This is a genomic window from Bradyrhizobium sp. LeoA1Lang (genome assembly GCF_055413685.1).
The window spans coordinates 32,719-49,474 of record NZ_JBVAPG010000058.1; the positions used below are offsets into that span (position 1 = coordinate 32,719).

Here is a 16,756-nt window from a genome sequence, read left to right on the forward strand (position 1 = left end):
TCGCTAGCGTCCGCGCGCCGCCTTCGGCAGTTTCACGACGCGGCCACTCTCCGCCTCTTCGGCATAGGGCGCGAGAATGTCGAGCAGGTCGCGGCCGCGCTGCGGGACGGGAGCGACCAGCGCGCGGCCCGCCACCGAGTCCAGATGGCTGTGCATCAGGCTCATCACCTTGTTCTCGTCGCCCCTGACCAGCGCCGCGATGATCGCGCGATGTTCGTTGATCGCGCATTCCGAGGAATGCGGCCGGCTGAACAGCGACAGCGTCAGGCAGCAGCGATAGGCGATCTCGCTGACATAACGGATCAGGATCGGGCTGTTCGTCATGTGCGCGAGCAGGATGTGGAATTCGGTCGCGAGCCGGATCGAGACCGGGTCCGAGCCGCCGCGGGCGCGGTCCTCGGCATCGACATGGGCATTCAATTCCGCGATCTGCGCCTTGGTGAGCTTGCCGGCGAGCTGGCGCACCACGAGGCGCTCCAACTGAATGCGGACATCGAAGGCGTCGCGCGCATCCTGCCAGCTCGGCGTCGCCACCACCGCGATGCGGTTGCGGCGCAATTCGACCAGCCCCTCGGCCGCCAATTGCCCGAGCGCGTGGCGCGCGATCGTGCGGCTGACGCCGAAGCGCTCGCCGAGCGAATCCTCCGGCAATTTCGCGCCCGGCTCCAGCGCCTGCTCGATGATGGCGCGGCGGAGCGCACGGCAGATCACGCTGACCTTGTCGGAAGTCTCTGCCGTCTTGCTGGCCGCGCGCGGCGCCATCGGTTGGTCCCGTAAGTGCTTGCGGCCGCATTCTTAGCATAGGCGTCCAATAAGTGTGCGCACGAATTGCATGCACTTTGATAGGCCGATTGCCTAAATTGAATCCGCTCGAGCGGTGTCGATTTCCCTGATCTCGTTGATTCCGCGGAAAAGTCCGGCTGGCATCTGGCTTGCATGCACTTTCTGCCGTGATGCGCATGCAAGCAAATTCCGACTTCTCGGGCGAGCCGGTTCCCTCCGACAGCGTGCCGATTGCCATTGAGCTGTCCGATGCCTCGGTGACGTTCGGTCGCGGCGACCGCGCGGTGCCGGCGCTGTCGAAGACGACCTTGCGGATCGGTGAGGGCGAGTTCGTCGCGCTGGTCGGTCCGTCCGGCTGCGGCAAATCGACGATCCTGCGATTGGTCAGCGGCCTGGTGCAGCCGACCACTGGTGTCGTCATCGTCGGCGGCCGCGAGGTGGCGGCACGCGCGATGCGGGTCGGCATGGCCTTCCAGAATCCGACCATGCTGCCGTGGATGACGATTGAGCGGAACATCATGCTGCCGCTCAAGATCGTCGAGCCGTTCCGCTCAAAATTCCGGAGACTGCGAAAAACCGAATTCCGCGACAAGGCCAATGCGCTGTTGGAGCAGGTCGGCCTCAAGGGATTTGGCGGTCGCTTCCCCTGGCAGCTCTCCGGCGGCATGCTCCAGCGCGCCAATCTCTGCCGCGCGCTGATCCATGAGCCGCGCCTCTTGCTGCTCGATGAGCCGTTCGGCGCGCTCGACCAGTTCACGCGCGAGGAATTGTGGTCGATCCTGCAAGGGCTCTGGATGACGCACAAACCGACGGTGCTGCTGGTCACCCATGATCTGCGCGAGGCCGGCTTTCTCGCCAGCCGCATCTGCGTGATGAGCGCGCGTCCCGGTCGCATCCTCGACGACAGCCATGTCGGCTTTGCCCGGCCGCGCACGGTGGCGATGACCTTCGAGCCTGATTTCGTCGCGCTGAACCAGAAGCTGCGCGCGATGATCGTCGATGCGCGCAGTGCGGTGCAGGAAGGAACGGCCTGAAATGTCTGCACTCGATATCAGGCAGAAGGCGTGGTCAGCGGCGCTGATCGTGCTGTTCTTCGTCGCCTGGGAATTGTTCTGCCTGATGACCGGCATGTCCGACCTGGTGCTGCCGCGGCCTTCGCAGGTCCTGGTGACGCTGGTCGAGCGTTTTCGGGTGCTGTGGCCGCACATCATCCAAACGCTGGCGACCACGATGTTCGGCTTCGTACTCGGCGTCGCGCTCGGCGTCGTGCTCGGCGCATTCATTGGCGTCTCGAAGACCGCCTATGACACAGCCTATCCGCTATTGATCGGCTTCTCCTCGATCCCGAAGGTCGCGGTGGTGCCGATCTTCGTGCTGTGGTTCGGCTCCGGCACGGTGCCGGCGGTTCTCACTGCGCTCTCGATCTGCTTCTTTCCGATCGTCGTTAACATCGCGACTGGCCTCGCCACCACCGAGCCCGAGCTCGAGGACGTGCTCAAGGCGCTGGGCGCCAGCAAGTTCGACATCCTCTGGAATGTCGGTTTGCCGCGGACGATGCCGTTCTTCTTCGCCTCGCTGAAGGTCGCGATCTCCTACGCCTTTGTCGGTGCGGTTCTCTCGGAGACCGTCGCCTCCAATCGCGGCATCGGCAACGTGATGATGACCGCGTCATCGAATTTCAACGTGCCGCTGGTGTTCGCCGGACTGTTCGTGCTCGCCGGCCTCGGCGTCGCGCTCTACGTGGTGTTCTCGCTGATCGAAGGCCAGGTCACCGGCTGGGCCACGCGCAAGAACGACGTGATTGCCACCTGAGAAAGAATTTCGTCAACCATTGTCTGTGAGGTCGTCATGCTGAAGAAAGTGAGCGCCGCGCTGTTGGGATTGGCCCTGTTCGCAGGACCCGCGTCGGCCGAGGAAACCACGATCAAGTTCACGCTCGGCTGGAAGACGCAAGGCTCGGATGCCGCCTTCTTCTACGCCAAGGACCATGGCTACTTCAAAGAGGAAGGCCTCAACGTCGTCATCGACCAGGGCGAAGGCTCCGGCGCGACCGTGACGCGGATCATGTCCGGCGCCTATGACGCCGGCTTCGGCGACGTCAACGCCATCATCCAGAATGCCGCGACCAAGCCGCAGGATGCGCCTGTGATGGTCTACATGATCTGGAACCAGCCGCCGTTCGCGATCGTCGCGAAGAAGTCGAGCGGCATCAACACCATCAAGGATTTCGAAGGTCACACGCTCGGCGGCGCCCAGGGCACGCCGACCACGCGGCTGTTGCCGGTGTTCGTGCACAAGAACGGGCTCGATGGCGAGAAGATCAAGATCTCCAACATGGCGCCGAACCTGCAGGAACCGATGCTGATCAAGGGCGACATCGACGCCGCGCTCGTCTTCAACATCACCAGCTATTTCAACCTCGTCCTGAACCGCCAGGATCCGGAAAAAGACTTCAAATGGTTCTCGTTCGGCGATTACGGAATGGATCTCTATTCCAACGGCGTGATGGTCTCGCGCAAACTGCTCGCATCCAATCCGAAGGCCGTCGCCGGCCTGGTCCGCGCCATCAACAAGGGCCTGATCGCGGTCGCCAAGGATCAGAACGCCGGCATGAAGGCCGCGGTGAATTTCGACAATCTGATCAATGTCGACGTCGAGAAGCGCCGCCTGCAATATTCCTTCGACAAGCTGATCGTCTCGCCGGAGATGAAGGAGATCGGCGTCGGCGACGTCAAGGATGACCGCATGGCCCGCGCCATCGGCATCATCGTCGAAGGCTATCAGCTCACGCGCACGCCGACGCCGTCCGAAATCTTCACCCGCGAGTTCCTGCCGCCGCGCGCCGAGCGGGAGTTGGTCTACGTCACCAACTGAGATAATTTGCGGTCATGGCGAACGAAGTTCCGGCCCACTGCCTATTCGCCGGCTCTGACCGCGGCGTGCTTCATGACGTCGTGCTCCGGCACGACAACGGCATCATCACCTCCATCGATCAAATCGATCAAGGAGCGCCGCCGGCGGGGCCGCGCTCCTTCGTGCTTCCCGCCTTCGTCAACGCCCACGATCATGCGCGGCCGGCCGCATCGTCCTTCGGCGCGCTCGGCATGCCCCTGGAGAGCTGGCTGCTGCGCTCCGTATTGGGCTCGCCGGTCGATCCCTATCTCACGGCGACTTCCGCGCTGGCGCGCTCGGCGCGTGCCGGCTGCGCGGCGATGATGGTGCACTACACCCGCCCGAGCGGAACCATGCCGCTGGTGGAGGAAGCAAAGCAGATCGCGCGCGCGGCCTCAGACGTCGGCATCCGCATCGCCTTTGCGATCGCCGTGCGCGACCAGAATCCGGTCGTCTATGGCGATGCCGAGCCGGTGCTCTCAAATCTGTCCTGCGACGATCGCAAGACGATCGAGGAACTGTTCGTCCGCGCGCCGATGTCGCCGAACGCCTACATCGAACTGACCGACGCGATTGCCGCGGCGATTGCCGGCCCCAAGATCGATGTGCAGCTTGGCCCGGCCGGCGTGCAATGGTGCTCCAAACCGCTGCTGGAGGCCGTCGCCGAGAATTCCGCGCTGACCGGCCGCCGCATTCACATGCATCTGTTGGAGACGATCTACCAGCGCGCGTGGGCGGACCAGAACTTTCCTGATGGCATCGTCCGCTATCTCCGCGAGATCGGCTTTCTCTCCGAACGCTTGACGCTCGCGCATTGCATCCATGCACGCCTCGACGAGCTGGACATGATCGCAGCCTCCGGCGCGCGCATTGTCACCAATTTCAGTTCCAACATGCATCTGCGTTCCGGCCTCGCGCCGATCGCCGCCGCACACAAATGCGGCTGCGCGGTCACCGTCGGTGTCGATGGGCTCGCGCTCGATGAGGACGACGACGTGCTGCGCGAGATGCGGCTGGTGCAGATGATGCACGGCGGCATAGGTTTCAAGCGGACCTGGACGCCGGCCGAGTTCTTCGCGCTTGCCATCCGCAACGGCCGCCACGCGATCGGCGCGCCGGGAAGCGGTGAGCTTAAGCCGGGTGCGCCGGCCGATTTCGTCACGCTCGATCTCGATCGTCTCGATCGCGACCAGATTCTGCCGGTCGATCCGCTCGATCTTTTGTTCGCGCGCGGCAATGCGTCGCTGCTCAAGGACGTCGTTGTCGATGGACGCACGATCGTCAGCGAAGGTCGTGTCACCGGTGTCGATCTTCCTGCGATTGAACAGGAGTTGCGCGCGATCTATCGCGGCAGCGCCGCGAAACTCTCGCACTTCCAGCGCGTGTGGCAGCCGCTTTCGACTTCGCTCGAAAACTGGTTCGAAGCGCAATTCGACTGTCGCTAAACGCAAGCACCTCAAAGCGAATTCCGCAACGCGGGAGAACTTTCCGCTTGCATCATCGCGCCCGCAAGGTTTGATGTTCGCAACAAAAAACTGAGCCGGTGTGTCGTTCGCGCCGGCCATGCGGGGTCTTAAGGAAACGTGATGGGCGCGTTGTCGCATCTGCGGATTGTCGAGATCGGGAGCGCGGCTGCGATCAGCTATTGCGCGCGTTTGTTCGCCGATTTCGGCGCCACCGTGCAGAAGGTCGAGCCGCCGGCGGGCGATCCGCTTCGCCGCGCGGCGCCGCTGACGCCGAAAGGCGAGAGCGCCTGGTTTGCGTTCCTCAACTTCAACAAGTCGAGCGTTATGCTGGATCGCTGGGATACCAGCGCATCCTCCCGCCTCACGGAACTGATCGAGTGCTGCGACATCCTGCTCGACGGCCGCGATATCGATGCGGCGGATTGTCCGCCCCTCGATCTCGCCGCCATCAAGGAGAAGCATCCCGGCCTGATCCATCTCGAAGCTGACTGGTTCGGCGATGTCGGCCCTTACGCCGGCTTTGCCGCGACCGACTCGACCATTCGCGCGCTGACCGGCCTGATCAAATTGGTGGGGCCGATCGAAGGGCCGCCGATGCACGCGCCGGATTTCCAGACCGGCATTTTGGCAGGGCTCTGGGGTTTCATCGCTGCGTCATCGTCGGTGCTCGGCCAGATGCAGGATGGGCGCGGGCGCGCGAGCCGCCTCAGCATCTTCGAATCCACCATCGCCGTGACCGAATACATCATGTTCGAGTCGTTTTCGCGCGGCGACGTCATGCGGCGGATCGGCGTCAATCGCTTCTGGCCGACCTTTCCCGTGGGCATCTATGAGACCAAGCAGGGCTGGCTCGGTGTCACCACGGTGACACCAGCGCAATGGCGCTCGTTCTGCGAGATGCTCGGACTGCTCGGGCTGCGCGACGATCCAAAGCTGTTCCTCGGCGTCGATCGATTGCAGCATGTCGAGGCAATCGAAGCCAAGTTCTTGCCCCGCCTGAAGCAGCGCACCGCGCAGGAATGGTTTGCCGAAGGGCTGAAGCGAAAGTCCCCGATCGTGCCGGTGCCCGAAATCGCCGAGCTGATCGCCGATGAGGAGAAGCAGGCGCGCGGCGCGATCGTTCCCGTCACGGTCGGCGAGGAGCGCGGTTTTTCCGCCGGCTCCATGCAGCGATTGACCGGCACGCCGCCGCGTCGTGGCGGCAAGGTTCCCGCCATCGGTGAGCAGCAACAGATCGAGGGCCCGCTGCGCGTGCCGCTGCCGGAGCAGAGCGGACCGAATCGCCTGCCGCTCGAAGGCATTCGCGTTGTCGACTTCTCGATGGGCTGGGCCGGCCCGATCTGCACCCGCACGCTCGCCGATCTCGGTGCCGACGTCATCAAGATCGAGGCGATCCAATATCCGGATTGGTGGCGCGGCGTCGACCGGCGGCCGGCCTATGTGCTGGAAAAGATGTACGAGAAGTCGGTGCGCTATTGCATCATGAACCGCAACAAGCGCGCCATCACGCTGGATTTGACGCGGCCGCAAGGGCTCAATCTTGCCAAGCGCCTGCTGGCGGATGCGGACCTCGTCGTCGACAATTACTCTGTCGAAGTGCTGCCGAAACTCGGCCTCAGCTATGACGTCCTGAGAAAACTCAACCCGAAGCTCGTGATGATGTCGATGTCAGCCTTCGGCGCGGGCAGCGTCCATCGCGATTGCCGCGCCTATGGCTCGACCTTGGAGCAAGGCTCGGGGCTGCCGAGTGTGGTCGGCGACGCCGGCGGGCCGCCGGTCATGAGCCATACCGCCTTTGGCGACGCCGTCGGCGGTCTCAATGGTTGCGCCGCCGTGCTCACCGCCTTGATCCATGCGAAGTTGACCGGCGAGGGCCAGTTCATCGATCTCGCGCAGATCGAGTGCATGATGCCGTTCGCCGCGCCCTGGATCATCGCGCACTCGATCGACGGCAAGCCGCCGACCAAATACGGCAACCGCCATCCGGATTTCGTGCCGCATGGCTGCTTCCGCTCTGCGGGCGAAGACAACTGGATCGTGATCGCGGTATCCAGCGATGCGATGTGGCTGAGGCTCGCAACGCTGCTCGGACGCGCCGACTGGGCCAGCGACGAGACGCTGAAGACGGCCGCCGGCCGGCGCTGGGTCGAAAGCGAAATCGAAGCGGCTATCGCAGCCTGGACCGCCGGGCGCGGTGCGGAAGAGGCGATGAACCTGCTGCAGACCGCGGGCGTTGCCGCCGGTGTCGCGCGGCTGCCGATCGATCTCCTGCACGATCCGCAACTGCAGGCGCGCGGCTTCATCCAGGAGGTCAACCGCGCTTTCATCGGAAAGCATCCGCAGCCGTCGATGCCGTTTCGTGAAAGCGCACACCCGTTCCCGATCCGGCGGATACCGCCGACGCTCGGCGAGCACAATTACGAGATTCTTTCCGGCATGCTCGGCTTGTCGGATGCCGAGATCGACCAGCTTGAGCGCGACGGCATCATCGGAACCGAGATGCTGATGGAAGAAGAACTCGTGAAGAAGAAGCAGGCGGCGGGTTGATGCCGGCGGCTGCACCAAGAAAGTGCCGATCGGAAGCCGCGGCCAGCGGTTCTGCGCCGCTAATGTCGGTGCGCGGCCTCGGCATCCGCTTCAAGACCTCGCTCGGCGTCTGGCAGGCGACGCGCAAGATCGACTTCGATATCGCGCCCGGCGAGCGCGTCGGCATCGTCGGCGAGAGCGGCTGCGGCAAGACCATCACCGGCCTTTCGATCCTGCGGCTTTTGCCGGGCAATCTCGCCGGCCTCGACGGCTCGATCCTGTTCGATGGCACAGATCTCGTCTCCAGCAGCGCGCGGGCGATGCGCGCGATCCGCGGACGTCGGATCGCCATGATCTTCCAGGAGCCGATGAGCGCGCTCGATCCCGTCTTCACCGTCGGCCACCAGATCGCCGAGACGCTGCGCGTTCATACCGGCGTCGGCAAGGAGGAGGCGAGGGCGAAGACGCTCGAGATGCTACGCCGGGTTGGCATCGCCTCGCCCGAGCGTCGGATCGACGACTACCCGCACCAGCTTTCCGGCGGCATGCGCCAGCGCGTGATGATCGCAGCCGCCTTGATCTGCGGCCCGCAGCTTCTGATCGCGGACGAGCCGACCACGGCGCTCGATGTCACCGTGCAGGCGCAGATCCTCGAATTGTTGCGCGAGCTCAGCGAGACCTCGAATACCGCGCTGATGCTGATTACCCATGATCTCGGCGTGGTCGCCGAGACCTGCACGCGGATGATCACGATGTACGCCGGCGAGGTGATCGAGGACGCCCCGGTCGACGAGGCGCTGGTGCGGCCGCTGCATCCCTACACCTCCGGCCTTTTGCGGTCGCTGCCGCACTTAAGCCCGCGTCACGGCCGGCTGCCGTCGATCCCGGGCCGGGTGCCCTCGATCGTCGACATGCCGAACGGCTGCCGCTTTCGCGCGCGCTGCGCCCATGCGGCACAGGGCTGCGAGGCCGAGCAGGAATTGCTCGACGCGGGAGGTGGACGCAAGGTGCGCTGCTGGCGTTTCCGCGAGCTCGATCTGCCGGGCGCGCTGCAGCACGCGGCGTCAGCGCCGATCGCCGCGATGGCCGGAACGCCATGATGCCGCTTGCTCCCGATATCACGCAGGACACCATCGTCTCGGTGCGCGACCTCGAAGTGCGCTTTCAGACCAGCGACCGCCGCGCCACCGTGAAGGCGGTCGACGGCGTCAATTTCGACGTCCGCCGCGGCGAGACCTTTGGGATCATCGGCGAATCCGGATCGGGCAAGACCACCATCGGCCGCGCCCTGATGTTCCTGCTGAAGCCGAGCGCGGGCGCCATCCGGCATGACGGAATCGATCCGCTCACGCTGCCGCGCAGGCAATTCCAGAGCCACCGCCGCGACTATCAGATCATTTTCCAGGATCCGAATGCGGCGCTTAATCCGCGCATGACCATCCTCTCGTCGGTATTGGAACCGCTCGACCTCGCGCGCGCCGGCACCAGCGCCGAGCGCGAGCGGCAGGCGAGGGAGGCGCTTGATCGTGTCGGCCTGCCGCAGGACGTCGGCGAGCGCTACCCGCACCAGCTTTCCGGCGGCCAGAAGCAGCGCGTGGTCATCGCCCGCGCTTTGACGCTGAAGCCGAAGCTGATCGTCTGCGACGAGGTGGTGGCCGCGCTGGATATGTCCATTCGCGGCGACGTGCTCAACCTCTTCGCCGACCTGCAGCGCGAACTCGGCCTCACCTATGTCTTCATCACCCACGACCTCGCGGTGGTCTCCCACATCAGCGAGCGCATTGCCGTGATGTATCTCGGCCGCTTCGTCGAGCTTGGGCCTACCGAGCGCGTCTCCGAGCATCCGCTGCATCCGTATACGCAGGCGCTGCTGTCGGCCGAGCCGCGGCCATTGCCGTCACACTTGCGTGAGGGCGGCCGCATCATGCTGCAGGGAGAAATTCCGAGCCCGATCGATCCGCCCTCGGGCTGCCGTTTCCGCACCCGCTGCCCCTACGCGCAGCCGCTCTGCGCCCAGAAGACGCCGGACTGGCGCGAGCTTCAACCGGACCATTGGGTTGCCTGCCACTTCGCCGAACATCCAAACTTTGCACCAAACTAACAAGAATTGCCGGGAGGAGATCACATGACAGAGATGACGCGACGCGAGGCTATCGCGCTGACATCGGCCGCGATTGCCGGCGTGACGCTCGGCGGCCGCGCATGGGCGGATGTCGCCCCGAAGCGCGGTGGCACCTTGCGCATCTCGGCGCCCGCCAATCCTTCGAGCCTCGATCCGGCAACCGGCGGCGCCGGCTCCGACCACGCCTTCCTGTTCACGATGTACGACACGCTGATCGAATGGGATTTCGAGACGCTGGCGCCCAAACCCGGCCTTGCCGAGAGCTGGAAGTTCACCGATCCGAACACCTTGGTGCTCAACCTCCGTGCCGGAGTCACTTTCCATGATGGCACGCCGCTCGATGCGGAAGCCGTGAAATTCAATCTTGAGCGCAACAAGAGTGACCAGAAATCCAACATCAAGGCCGATCTTGGCTCCGTGGCTTCGGTCGAGGTCACCAGCCCGACGCAGGTCACGCTGAAGCTGAGCACGCCCGACACCGCGCTTCCTCTCATCCTCTCCGACCGCGCCGGCATGATGGTCTCGCCATCAGCGCTGAAGGCGGCCGAAGGCGGTACTGTCGCGCGCAAGCCGGTCGGCGCCGGCGCCTATGGGTTCGTGAGCTGGGCGGACGGCGAGCGCATCGTCGTCAAGCGCAACGAGAAATACTGGAAGCCGAACCGTCCTCTTCCCGACGGCATCGAGTTTTCGATCATCCCGGAACTGACCACCGGCGCGCGCTCCGTCACCGCCGGACAGAACGACCTGATCTATCAACTGCCGCCGCGCCAGAAGGCGATCATCGAGCGCGCAAGCAGCATCAAGGTCGCGAACGGGCCGACGCTTTATGTTCTGCAGATCTTCCTGAACTGGGCCAAGCCGCCCTTCGACAATCCAAAGGTCCGCCAGGCCCTCAACTTTGCGATTGATCGCGTGTCCTTCGTGAAGGCGGCGCTCGCCGGGCTGGCGGAGCCCGCCTACATGAACCTGCCGAAGGCACATTGGGCCTATGACAAATCGGTCGCCGCGCTCTACCCCTACGATCCCGACAAGGCGCGCAAGCTGCTGGCGGAAGCCGGGTTCAAGGATGGCCTCACGCTCGATCTCCTCGGCTATCCCGATCAGGACTCGGTGCAGCGCCAGGAAATCCTGATCGAGCAGCTCAGGAAGGCGGGCATGACTGCACGCTTCGCCAACGCGCCGATCGCGGAAGCCTCCGCCGCGTTCTTCGCCAGCGAGAAGCGCGGCTCCGGCCTGCTGTCGGCATGGACCGGGCGGCCGGACCCGAGCCTGACTTATTCGCTGATGTTCACCAAGGACGCCTATTACAATGCCGGCCGTGCGCCGGTGCCGCCGGAGCTCGAGGCCGCGATCAAGGAATCGCGGGCGTCGGAAGATATCGAGCAGCGCCGAAAGGCCTTTGCCACCGTGCAGCGGCTGGTGATGGAGAACGCCTTCGTCGCACCGCTCGCTTTCCAGTACGAGCTGGTCGCGATGAACAAGAAGGTGCAGGGCTATCGGCCGAACCTTCTCGGCAAGCCGAAATACGACGACGTCTGGCTGGAGAGCTGAGGGAGATGGCGCGACGCAGTCCGGTCAAGGTCGTCGGCAGCCGCCTGTTGCAGGCGCTGCCCGTGATCGTGCTCGCGACCTTCATGGTGTTCGCGCTGTTGAAGCTCGTGCCGGGCGACATCGCGGTGACGCTGGCGGGCGACAACGCCTCGGATGCGCGCATCACCGAAATCCGCCACATCTACGGGCTCGACCGGCCGTTCCTGGTGCAATATGGCGTCTGGCTCGGCAACGTCATCCAGGGCGACCTCTCGCAATCTCTGTTGACGGGCGAGCAGGTCGCGACCTCGATCGGCCGCGCCTTTCCGAACACGCTTCTGATCGTGGTGATCGCGCTGCTCGTCGCGCTCTTGACCGGCATCCCCATGGGCGTGATCGCGGCGATCAAACCCAACGGCTGGGTCGACAAGGCCGTCAGTATGATCGCCTCGCTCGGCGTCGCCATTCCCGGTTTCTGGCTCGCGATGATCCTGGTCGCCGAAATCTCGCTCAGGCTCAACTGGCTGCCGGCGACCGGCGCCAAATCCCTCACCGCGTCTCCGATCGAGGCGATCAGGCACGCGCTGTTGCCGGGGATTGCGATCGCGGCCTACGGCATGGCCGAGGTGGCGCGGCAGCTTCGCGGCTCGCTCCTGGAAGTGCTGTCGTCGCAATATGTGCGGACCTTGCACGCCAAGGGGTTGTCGATGAGCCGCATTCTCTGGCAGCACGGGCTGAAGAATGTCAGCGTCAACCTCTTCACCATCATCAGCCTGCTCGTGAACCGGATGCTGGCCGCGACCGTCGTCATCGAGGCGGTGTTCGCCATTCCCGGTCTCGGCAGCCTGATCGTGCGCGGCGCGATCCAGCGCGATTTTCCGATCGTGCAGGGCGTCGTGTTCACGATGGTGATCGTGGTGATCCTGGTCAACCTGATCACCGATCTGCTCTGCGCCGCCATTGATCCGAGGATCGAGCAATGACCGACCTCGCGCTGGCCTCTCCGCGATTGCCCGCCAAGCCGACCCGGTCGCGGCGCTTCCTCCGTTGGCTCGCCGGTGATCTTCGGGCCGCGCTCGCGATCCTCGTGCTGCTGGTGCTCGTCATCGTCGCGATCGGCGCACCCTGGATCGCGCCCTATTCGCCGACCGCGCAGGACGTCAACAACATGCTGGCGCCGCCGGGTCCGGCGCATCTGCTCGGCACCGACGATCTCGGCCGCGACATCTTCAGCCGCCTAATCTACGGTGCGCCGGCGACCGTCTATGCCAGCGTGCTGGCCGTGTGTGTCGCAGTTGCGATCGGCCTGCCGGTCGGGCTTGTCACCGGCTTCTTCGGCGGTTGGACCGACGACATCATCAGCCGGATCATCGACACCTTCCTGTCGTTCCCGGCGATCGTGCTGGCGATTGCGGTGACCGGTGCGCTCGGTATCGGGCTCACCAACGGCATGATCGCGGTCGGCATCGTGATGTTCCCGGCGCTGGCCCGCATCGTCCGAGCGCGGACGCTGGTGGTGCGGCAGGAACTTTATGTCGATGCCTCCAGGTGTTTCGGCGCGCCGGCCTGGCATATCCTGTGGCGGCACGTGCTGCCGAACACGCTGCAGCCCGTCATCGTGCAGGTGACGCTGCTGCTGGCCGCCGCGCTGCTGGCGGAAGCCAGCCTCAGCTTTCTCGGCCTCGGCATCCAGCCGCCGAACCCGAGCTGGGGCGCGATGCTGGCGCGCGCCTACCAATATATGGAGATCGCGCCGGAGCAAATGTATGCGCCCGGGCTCGCCATTCTGGTGGTCTCCCTGGCCTTCAACGCGCTCGGAGAGTCCTTGCGCATCGTGCTCGATCCGACCATGAAGGATCGCTAGCTCTTTTGTCGACGGAAACGTTCATGCCTTTCAAGAAATTGCTGATCGCCAATCGGGGCGAGATTGCCATCCGTATCGCCCGCGCTGCAGGCGAAAGCGGGCTTGCCACCGTTGCTATCTATCCGGCCGATGATGCGACGTCGCGGCATGTCCGTGCGGCCGACGAAGCGCAGGAGATTCCGGGCCGCGGCGCGCGCGCCTATCTCGATATCGAAGCGGTGATCGGCGCCGCCAAGGCTGCGAAATGCGACGCGCTGCATCCAGGTTACGGCTTCCTCAGCGAGAACGCGGCGCTGGCGCGGCGCTGCGCGGAGGAGGGGATCACGTTTGTCGGCCCGTCGCCGGAAGCGCTGGAACTGTTCGGCGACAAGGCGAAAGCCAAGGCGCTGGCGAAAAGCTGCGGCGTGCCGATCATTTTGGGCACCAGCGGCCCGACCAGCCTTGAAGAGGCCAAGGCATTCTTCGCCTCACTCGGCCCCGGCGGCGCCGTCATGGTCAAGGCGATCGCCGGCGGCGGCGGGCGCGGCATGCGCATCGTCGACGACGCTGCCAAGCTCGAACAGGCCTATGCGCGCTGCCAGTCCGAGGCCAAGGCCGCCTTCGGCAATGACGGCGTCTATGTCGAGCGATTGATCCGAAAAGCGCGTCATATCGAGGTGCAGATCATCGGCGACCGCTCCGGCCAGATCAGCCATTTGTGGGAGCGGGAATGCACGATCCAGCGGCGCAACCAGAAACTGATCGAGGTGGCGCCAAGCCCGTCGCTGAGTGACGCGCTGCGCTCGCGCATCATCGAAGCCGCAGCGAGGCTCGCGGCCGCTGCGCGCTACGACAATCTCGGCACTTTCGAATTCCTTGTCGACGACGACGCCCGTGAAGGCGCGGGCGACTTCGCCTTCATCGAGGCCAATCCGCGATTGCAGGTCGAGCACACCGTCACCGAGGAGGTGCTCGGCATCGATCTCGTGAAGGCGCAACTCGCCGTCGCTTCGGGCGCGACGCTGGCCTCGCTCGGTCTCGCGCAGGCTGCGGTTCCGTCGCCGCGCGGCTACGCGATGCAGCTCCGCGTCAACATGGAGGTGATGAACGAGAAGGGCGAGACCAAGCCGACCGGCGGGACGCTGTCGGTGTTCGACCTGCCGTCGGGCCCGGGTGTGCGGGTCGATACCTTCGGCTACACCGGCTACAGGACCAGCGCCGCTTTCGATTCACTATTGGCAAAAGTCATCGTGCATTCGCCGAGCGCGAACTGGGCCGAAGTGGTGCAGAAGGCGCTGCGCGCTCTGCGTGAATTCCGCATCGGCGGCGTCGCCACCAATATCCCGTTCCTCGGTGCGATCCTTGCGCATCAGGATTTTGCCGCCAACCGCGTCAGCACCAATTTCATTGATGCGCATGCCGGCTCGCTGGTCGCCGCGGCGAAGGAGGCCGATGAACCGGTGCTGGTCGAAGTGAATGGCGGAGCCGGTACGGTTGCTGGACCGTCGACGAGCGAATCCGGCCCGGAAGGCTCGGTCGCCGTCCCGGCGCCGCTGCAGGGCACCATCGTCGCGATCGATGTCGCCGAGGGCGATCTGGTCCGTCCCGGCCAGCAGATCGCCGTGCTTGAATCCATGAAGATGGAGCATCTCGTCACCGCGCCGCATGGCGGCAGGGTGACCAAGGTCGCGGGCGGCGTCGGCGTCACGCTGATGCATGGCGAGGCGATCCTGTTCCTCGAGCCCGCCGAGGTCGACATCCACCATGTCGCGGAGGAGGCGGAGATCGACCTCGACTACATCCGCCCCGATCTCGCCGAAGTAATTGCGCGTCATGCGATCACGCTGGATGAGAACCGGCCGGCTTCGGTCGAGCGCCGGCGCAAGACCAACCAGCGCACCGCGCGCGAGAATGTCGCCCACCTCGTCGACGAAGGCTCCTTTGTCGAATATGGCGCGCTCGCGATTGCCGCCCAGCGCCGCCGGCGCAAGATCGACGATCTCATCCACAACACGCCGGCCGACGGCCTGATCACCGGCGTCGCCACCGTGAACGCCGGCAAGTTCGGCGCGGAAGCCGCGCGCTGCATGGTGATCGCCTACGACTACACCGTGCTCGCGGGCACGCAGGGTCATATGAACCACAAGAAGATCGACCGCATGCTCTCGCTGACCGAGCAGTGGCGATTGCCCTTGGTGTTCTACGCTGAGGGCGGCGGCGGGCGCCCTGGTGATACCGACCGGCTCGGCATGACTGGGCTCGACGGCCCGTCCTTCGTGCAGTTCGCGCGGCTCTCAGGCCTCGTCCCCGTCATCGGCGTGGTCTCCGGCTATTGCTTTGCCGGCAACGCCGCGATGCTCGGCTGCTGCGATGTCATCATCGCGACGAAGAATGCGTCGATCGGCATGGGCGGGCCGGCGATGATCGAAGGCGGCGGGCTCGGCATCTATCATCCGGCCGAGGTCGGCCCGGTGTCGTTCCAGGCGCCGAACGGCGTCATCGACATCCTGGTGGAAGATGAAGCGGAAGCGACCACTGTCGCGCAAAAATATCTGTCCTATTTCCAAGGCACCGTCAGCGACTGGAAGGCGCCGGACCAGCGGCTGCTCCGCCGCGCGATCCCGGAAAACCGGTTGCGTGTCTACGACATCCGCAAGGTGATCGATCTGCTCTCCGACGAGGGCTCGGTGCTCGAGATCCGCCGCGACTTCGGCGTCGGGATGATCACCGCTTTCATCCGTATCGAAGGCAGGCCTTTCGGCCTGATCGCCAACAATCCGAAACATCTCGGCGGCGCGATCGATGCGCCGGCCGGCGACAAGGCTGCGCGCTTCATGCAGCTTTGCGATGCCTTCGACATCCCGATCATCTCGCTCTGCGACACGCCCGGTTTCATGGTGGGACCTGAAGCCGAGAAGACCGCGATCGTGCGTCACGTCTCGCGCATGTTCGTCACTGGCGCGAGCCTCACCGTGCCGTTGTTCGGCATCGTGCTGCGCAAAGGCTATGGCTTAGGGGCGCAATCCATGATCGGCGGCGGCTTCCATGCCTCCTTCTTCACCGTGGCGTGGCCGACCGGCGAGTTCGGCGGCATGGGCCTGGAAGGTTACGTGCGGCTCGGCTTCCGCAAGGAGATGGAAGCGATCGAGGATCCGGTCGAACGCGAAAAATATTACCAGGCCAAGGTCGCCGAGCTCTATGCCAACGGCAAGGCGGTCTCGATCGCTTCCGTGCTCGAGATCGACGAGGTGATCGATCCCGCGCAAACCCGCCACTGGATCATGTCCGGCCTGCGCTCGGTGCCGAAGCCTCAGCCGCGCACCCACCGCAAGCGCCCCTGCGTCGATGCGTGGTAGCGAAGGCTGTCTGCACACCGGTGTCGTCCCGGGCTTGACCCGGGACCCATAACCACAGGCGGATGTGATGCGCAAAGCTGCAACCGCTTGCTCGCGCCACAACCCGCATCGGTGGTTGATGGGGTGGACGGCCCCCTACGGCATCAGTTGTGCCAGAATGAGGTTGTCGAAATCTCAAACGAGGGAGCCGTCCGTGACGCAGATTATCCGCATTGGAATGGATACGTCGAAGCATATT

General features: G+C 64.7%; 12 protein-coding genes. 11 read left to right on the forward strand and 1 reads right to left on the reverse strand.

The window, feature by feature from the left end; translation table 11 throughout:
* Nucleotides 1-3 precede the first annotated feature (3 nt).
* Entirely contained in the window at nucleotides 4-762 is a 759-nt protein-coding gene (locus ACZYOF_RS20460; RefSeq protein WP_130581118.1) for a GntR family transcriptional regulator, read from the reverse strand.
* 197 nt (nucleotides 763-959) lie between these two features.
* On the opposite strand from ACZYOF_RS20460, the gene ACZYOF_RS20465 reads away from it, so the two are divergent.
* The 11 genes from ACZYOF_RS20465 to ACZYOF_RS20515 all read left to right on the forward strand — a co-directional run bounded on the left by ACZYOF_RS20465 (nucleotide 960) and on the right by ACZYOF_RS20515 (nucleotide 16,518).
* Nucleotides 960-1,817, forward strand: a complete 858-nt coding sequence (locus tag ACZYOF_RS20465) for an ABC transporter ATP-binding protein (protein ID WP_463716915.1) — start codon at nucleotides 960-962, stop codon at nucleotides 1,815-1,817.
* Between the two features lies 1 nt (nucleotide 1,818).
* The gene (locus tag ACZYOF_RS20470) at nucleotides 1,819-2,595 is read left to right on the forward strand and encodes an ABC transporter permease (protein WP_463716916.1); all 777 of its coding nucleotides are present in this window, start codon (nucleotides 1,819-1,821) and stop codon (nucleotides 2,593-2,595) included.
* A gap of 36 nt (nucleotides 2,596-2,631) precedes the next feature.
* The gene (locus ACZYOF_RS20475) at nucleotides 2,632-3,657 is read left to right on the forward strand and encodes an ABC transporter substrate-binding protein (protein ID WP_463716917.1); all 1,026 of its coding nucleotides are present in this window, start codon (nucleotides 2,632-2,634) and stop codon (nucleotides 3,655-3,657) included.
* 14 nt (nucleotides 3,658-3,671) lie between these two features.
* On the forward strand, nucleotides 3,672-5,120 hold the full coding sequence (locus ACZYOF_RS20480; protein ID WP_463716918.1) for an amidohydrolase family protein: 1,449 nt from the start codon (nucleotides 3,672-3,674) through the stop codon (nucleotides 5,118-5,120).
* A gap of 141 nt (nucleotides 5,121-5,261) precedes the next feature.
* On the forward strand, nucleotides 5,262-7,688 hold the full coding sequence (locus ACZYOF_RS20485) for a CaiB/BaiF CoA-transferase family protein (protein WP_463716919.1): 2,427 nt from the start codon (nucleotides 5,262-5,264) through the stop codon (nucleotides 7,686-7,688).
* Entirely contained in the window at nucleotides 7,688-8,767 is a 1,080-nt protein-coding gene (locus tag ACZYOF_RS20490) for an ABC transporter ATP-binding protein (RefSeq protein WP_463716920.1), read from the forward strand. Before ACZYOF_RS20485 ends, ACZYOF_RS20490 begins: the two co-directional genes overlap by 1 nt.
* Entirely contained in the window at nucleotides 8,767-9,768 is a 1,002-nt protein-coding gene (locus tag ACZYOF_RS20495) for an ABC transporter ATP-binding protein (RefSeq protein WP_463716921.1), read from the forward strand. Before ACZYOF_RS20490 ends, ACZYOF_RS20495 begins: the two co-directional genes overlap by 1 nt.
* Before the next feature lie 24 nt (nucleotides 9,769-9,792).
* A complete protein-coding gene (locus tag ACZYOF_RS20500) occupies nucleotides 9,793-11,340 on the forward strand; it encodes an ABC transporter substrate-binding protein (RefSeq protein WP_463716922.1) in 1,548 nt (515 codons plus the stop codon).
* Nucleotides 11,341-11,345: 5 nt separating this feature from the next.
* On the forward strand, nucleotides 11,346-12,302 hold the full coding sequence (locus ACZYOF_RS20505; protein ID WP_463716923.1) for an ABC transporter permease: 957 nt from the start codon (nucleotides 11,346-11,348) through the stop codon (nucleotides 12,300-12,302).
* The gene (locus ACZYOF_RS20510) at nucleotides 12,299-13,183 is read left to right on the forward strand and encodes an ABC transporter permease (protein ID WP_130581501.1); all 885 of its coding nucleotides are present in this window, start codon (nucleotides 12,299-12,301) and stop codon (nucleotides 13,181-13,183) included. Before ACZYOF_RS20505 ends, ACZYOF_RS20510 begins: the two co-directional genes overlap by 4 nt.
* 23 nt (nucleotides 13,184-13,206) lie before the next feature.
* The gene (locus tag ACZYOF_RS20515) at nucleotides 13,207-16,518 is read left to right on the forward strand and encodes a carboxyl transferase domain-containing protein (protein ID WP_463716924.1); all 3,312 of its coding nucleotides are present in this window, start codon (nucleotides 13,207-13,209) and stop codon (nucleotides 16,516-16,518) included.
* Nucleotides 16,519-16,756: the final 238 nt, after the last annotated feature.